Raw genomic sequence first — 4891 nt, 5'->3', positions numbered from 1 at the left:
ATATCGCGATCGCGACCTGCGGTCGCTACAAAAACAAAACCCCACGAAAAACGTGGGGTTCGTCAGCAATCTGAGGCCGCGAAAGCGGCCTTTTTCACTATTTCGTTGAGATAAAAGGTACGGTGCCGTTTGGAATCATTGTTTCCGGCAGTTTTCCGTCCCAACGCTCCGCAGTCGTCAGGCTAACAAGGCCTGGGTTATCACGTAATGCCTCTCCGCGCAGACGGATCGCCTCTGCTTCAGCTGCACCTTTGAGACGGATGGTTTCCGCTTCGGCTTTGGCTGTCGCCAGCTTGCTTTCCGCCTGTGCCTGCGCTTGCGTAACGGCAATTTGCGCCTGAATTTTCTCTGTTTCCAGATTTTGTTTCCGTGTTGCGATAGCCACTTCAGCTTTCATTCTGTCTTCAATGGATTTCTCATAAGCATCGGAAAAATCAATATTTTCAATCTGTACGCTATCAATGATCACCGGGCCAATTACCGCTTTTTTCATTGCGTTTTGCAGATCCTGAACCAGCCTTGTGCGATCCTGGACGGCACTGATCGCCGTATACTGACCAAACACATTCTCCAGTTGCGTGGGGAGCTGGCGGACGATCAACCGTTCTTTCAGGGCATCAATGGTTTTGTAATTGGTATACACCGCACTCGCTTCAGTAGGTGGAATATGAAAGCTAACGGATACGGTCATTTTGGCGGGTTGTTGGTCGCGGCTGTAGGCCAGGAGCCCCTGATATACCACCGCCTGGTTGCGCGTGGAAAGCTTCTCTATCACTTCCATAAACGGGATTTTAAACCCGAGGCCGGGTTCGGCGACTTTCACGATTTTTCCATAGCGTAGCAAAATGCCTCTTTCGCCCTCGTTAATCGTGTAATAAGAGAGCAAGAGCAGAAAGAGGGTAACCAGCCCAACAACAGAAAGCATGAGCGTTTTATTACGCTGGCTGGAGATATTAAAAGGGTTCTGTTTCATAAAGGTCATCCTTGAGTAAAACCGGGACAATAGCATAGCGAAGTGCTGGGACCGGGCTCAGAGGAGAGTAATTCAGATTACATTCAGATGAAGTTATTGCCGTCGCGAAGGCTGGAGCCGTTACGTCATATCAGCCTGCTGAGACTGGCATCATTTCTTGCGTTTTTACTGAGGAATTATTCCTTGGAAGTGTGACGTACGTCAGATAAATGCGCACCTGGGCTGGACGTGGATTCCTTTTATTCCGCGTTTGGCTTATTCTAGCTGAAGCGTTTCAGTTGTTTAAATGTTCGACAAATAATCAATCAGTTGTAGTTTGTGACAGGCGAGGATTCCCCTCTGAAGGTTGCTGCATTACTCTGTTAGCCACTTCAGAATGGGTTAGCTTTGCAGGAGATCTATGACCGTACGCATAGCGATAAACGGCTTCGGTCGCATCGGGCGCAACGTGGTTCGTGCTTTATATGAATCCGGGCGACGGGCGGAAGTCACCGTGGTGGCAATCAATGAACTGGCCGATGCTGCAGGCATGGCCCATTTGTTGAAGTATGACACCAGCCACGGGCGGTTTGCATGGGATGTGCATCAGGAACGTGAGCAGCTGTATATTGGCGATGACGCGATCCGCATTTTGCATGAACGTGAAATCGCGCAGTTGCCCTGGCGGGAGTTGGGCGTTGATGTGGTACTTGATTGCACGGGCGTTTATGGCAACCGTGAAGACGGCGAAGCGCATCTGACCGCGGGTGCGAAAAAAGTGCTTTTCTCCCATCCTGGCAGCAACGATCTTGACGCGACGGTGGTATTTGGCGTTAACGAAGAGAATCTCCGTGCCGAAGACCGCATTGTGTCTAATGCCTCCTGTACGACCAACTGTATTATTCCGGTCATTAAGCTGCTTGATGATGCTTTTAGCATTGAATCGGGAACGGTAACCACCATCCACTCAGCGATGCACGATCAGCAAGTGATTGATGCTTACCATCCGGATTTGCGTCGTACACGCGCAGCCAGCCAGTCGATAATCCCGGTGGATACGAAACTGGCCGCGGGGATCACCCGTATTTTCCCGCAATTTCATGACCGTTTTGAGGCGATTGCGGTGCGTGTACCGACCATAAATGTGACGGCCATTGACTTAAGCGTGACGGTTGAGAAACCAGTAAAAGCTAGTGAAGTCAATGCCTTGCTGCAAAAGGCAGCACGTGGAACATTTCATGGTATAGTTGACTATACGGAATTACCGTTGGTTTCAATTGATTTTAACCACGACCCGCATAGCGCCATTGTCGATGGCACGCAGACCCGGGTCAGTGGCTCACACCTTATTAAAACCCTGGTGTGGTGTGATAACGAATGGGGCTTTGCTAACCGAATGCTGGACACGACGTTAGCAATGGCCGCTAAAGGTTTCAGGTAGGGCGTATCTGCGTCCGCAAAACTTTATGAATCATTGAGAGGATTCACCATGTCTGTAATTAAGATGACCGATCTGGATCTGGCAGGTAAACGCGTTTTCATCCGTGCGGATCTGAACGTACCGGTTAAAGATGGTAAAGTGACCAGCGATGCGCGTATCCGTGCTTCTCTGCCAACTATCGAACTGGCACTGAAACAGGGTGCAAAAGTGATGGTTACCTCCCACCTGGGCCGTCCGACCGAAGGCGAGTACAACGAAGAATACTCTCTGCTGCCGGTTGTTAATTACCTGAAAGACAAACTGTCCAGCCCGGTACGTCTGGTTAAAGACTACCTTGACGGCGTTGAAATTGCGGCGGGTGAACTGGTTGTTCTGGAAAACGTTCGCTTCAACAAAGGCGAGAAGAAAGACGACGAAACCCTGTCCAAAAAATACGCGGCACTGTGTGATGTATTCGTGATGGATGCTTTCGGTACGGCTCACCGTGCGCAGGCTTCTACCCATGGTATCGGCAAATTTGCTGACGTTGCCTGTGCAGGTCCGCTGCTGGCAAACGAACTTGAAGCGCTGGGTAAAGCACTGAAAGAGCCGGCACGTCCGATGGTTGCAATCGTCGGTGGTTCTAAAGTCTCCACCAAACTGACCGTTCTCGACTCACTGTCTAAAATTGCTGACCAGCTGATCGTCGGTGGCGGTATCGCTAACACCTTCGTTGCCGCTCAGGGTTATAACGTGGGTAAATCCCTGTACGAAGCTGACCTGGTTGACGAAGCCAAACGTCTGCTGACCACTTGCGACATCCCGGTACCGACTGACGTGCGTGTGGCAACTGAGTTTTCTGAAACCGCAACCGCTACTCTGAAATCCGTCAGCGACATCAAAGATGATGAGCAAAGTCTGGATCTGGGTGACGAATCCGCAGCAAAACTGGCTGAAATCCTGAAAAACGCTAAAACTATCCTGTGGAATGGCCCGGTGGGTGTGTTCGAATTCCCGAACTTCCGTAAAGGCACTGAAATCGTGGCTAACGCTATCGCAGACAGCGACGCGTTCTCCATTGCAGGCGGTGGTGACACCCTGGCAGCGATCGACCTGTTCGGTATCGCTGACAAAATTTCCTACATCTCCACTGGTGGCGGTGCATTCCTCGAATTCGTGGAAGGCAAAGTGCTGCCGGCAGTCGCTATGCTCGAAGAGCGCGCTAAGAAGTAAGCATTCAAAGGGCAGGGAAACCTGCCCATTTTTCAGCGCGCGTAAAGCTCGCGATCTTTTTTTCCAACGGTCGAAGATACAGAAACAGGACTCGAAAACATGTCTAAAATTTTTGATTTCGTAAAACCGGGCGTGATCACTGGTGATGACGTTCAGAAAGTGTTCCAGGTAGCTAAAGAAAACAACTTTGCGCTGCCAGCAGTTAACTGCGTGGGCACCGACTCCATTAACGCCGTTCTGGAAACCGCTGCCAAAGTTAAAGCACCGGTTATCGTTCAGTTCTCCAACGGCGGCGCAGCTTTCATCGCCGGTAAAGGCGTGAAAAGCGACGTTCCTCAGGGCGCTGCTATTCTGGGTGCTATCTCTGGTGCGCATCACGTTCACCAGATGGCTGAGCACTACGGTGTTCCGGTTATCCTGCACACTGACCACTGTGCGAAAAAACTGCTGCCGTGGATCGACGGTCTGCTGGACGCGGGTGAAAAATACTTTGCTGCTCATGGCAAACCGCTGTTCTCTTCTCACATGATCGACCTGTCTGAAGAGTCTCTGGAAGAGAACATCGAAATCAGCTCCAAATACCTGGCGCGTATGGACAAAATCGGCATGACCCTGGAAATCGAACTGGGCTGCACCGGTGGCGAAGAAGACGGCGTGGACAACAGCCACATGGACGCTTCTGCACTGTACACTCAGCCGGAAGACGTTGATTACGCGTACACCAAACTGAACGCAATCAGCCCGCGCTTCACTATCGCTGCTTCCTTCGGTAACGTGCATGGCGTTTACAAGCCGGGTAACGTAAAACTGACCCCGACTATCCTGCGCGACTCTCAGGAATATGTTTGCAAGAAACATAACCTGCCGCACAACAGCCTGAACTTCGTATTCCACGGTGGTTCCGGTTCTACCGCTCAGGAAATCAAAGACTCCGTAAGCTACGGCGTTATCAAAATGAACATCGATACCGACACCCAATGGGCAACCTGGGAAGGTATTCTGAACTACTACAAAACCAACGAAGCGTATCTGCAAGGTCAGCTGGGTAACCCGAAAGGCGAAGACCAGCCGAACAAGAAATACTACGATCCGCGCGTATGGCTGCGTTCTGCTCAGACTTCAATGATCACCCGTCTGGAGCAGGCATTCCAGGAACTGAACGCGGTTGACGTTCTGTAATCCTCCCGAATGATTTTAAAAAGGCTTCCTTCGGGATAATGCCGTTCACTTAAGCGGAGCGGCACTGCGTTTCACCGGATAACGGGTTTTTGATATCTTAACCGCCC

The 4891-nt window shown here is 50.9% G+C and carries 4 protein-coding genes; 3 read left to right on the top strand and 1 reads right to left on the bottom strand.

Annotated features, from left to right (window positions below; genetic code table 11):
- Positions 1-97 precede the first annotated feature (97 nt).
- Complete coding sequence (locus ACSZO4_RS24600; protein WP_437891710.1) at positions 98-925, bottom strand: SPFH domain-containing protein; 828 nt, start codon at positions 923-925, stop codon at positions 98-100.
- Positions 926-1373: 448 nt separating this feature from the next.
- On the opposite strand from ACSZO4_RS24600, the gene epd reads away from it, so the two are divergent.
- The 3 genes from epd (at position 1374) to fbaA (ending at position 4784) form a co-directional block, all read left to right on the top strand.
- Positions 1374-2393 (top strand): erythrose-4-phosphate dehydrogenase, encoded by a 1020-nt coding sequence (epd, locus tag ACSZO4_RS24595; protein WP_437891709.1) that lies wholly within the window; start codon positions 1374-1376, stop codon positions 2391-2393.
- 48 nt (positions 2394-2441) lie between these two features.
- Entirely contained in the window at positions 2442-3605 is a 1164-nt protein-coding gene (gene pgk, locus ACSZO4_RS24590) for a phosphoglycerate kinase (protein WP_437891708.1), read from the top strand.
- 99 nt (positions 3606-3704) lie between these two features.
- Positions 3705-4784, top strand: coding sequence for a class II fructose-bisphosphate aldolase (gene fbaA / locus ACSZO4_RS24585; protein ID WP_437891707.1), 1080 nt, complete (start codon positions 3705-3707; stop codon positions 4782-4784).
- The last annotated feature ends 107 nt before the right edge of the window (positions 4785-4891 follow it).

It is taken from the genome of Phytobacter sp. V91, from assembly GCF_965644225.1.
Lineage (GTDB): Bacteria > Pseudomonadota > Gammaproteobacteria > Enterobacterales > Enterobacteriaceae > CBFFRJ01.
This window is presented reverse-complemented; position numbering and strand designations above follow the sequence as displayed.

Bases quoted from the DNA above. Each gene is read 5' to 3' on its own strand.
- epd (WP_437891709.1), top strand. From the start codon at position 1,374: ATGACCGTACGCATAGCGATAAACGGCTTCGGTCGCATCGGGCGCAAC.
- fbaA (WP_437891707.1), top strand. From the start codon at position 3,705: ATGTCTAAAATTTTTGATTTCGTAAAACCGGGCGTGATCACTGGTGAT.
- ACSZO4_RS24600 (WP_437891710.1), bottom strand. From the start codon at position 925: ATGCTTTCTGTTGTTGGGCTGGTTACCCTCTTTCTGCTCTTGCTCTCT.
- pgk (WP_437891708.1), top strand. From the start codon at position 2,442: ATGTCTGTAATTAAGATGACCGATCTGGATCTGGCAGGTAAACGCGTT.